General features: G+C 33.5%; 1 pseudogene. It reads right to left on the reverse strand.

What is annotated here, in order from left to right:
- Nucleotides 1-221: pseudogene (locus tag ACX6CF_RS26895) on the reverse strand (endonuclease MutS2); the annotation flags it as partial.

Genomic DNA, 221 nt, shown 5'->3' on the forward strand with positions numbered 1-221 from the left:
CTATAGTCTTAAGAGCTACAGTTTTACCTCCTGTGTTAGGTCCTGTTATCACTAATGCACTATAGTCATTACCTACTTCAAAATCTAGTGGAACTACATCATTCCCAAGCATTGGATGTTTACCACCATTAATCTTGATATAACCGTCAAAATTAACTTCTGCACTTCTTCCATTGATACTTTTACTGTATTTGCCTTTTGCAAATACATAATCATAATAA

Source organism: Vallitalea sediminicola, from assembly GCF_054408565.1.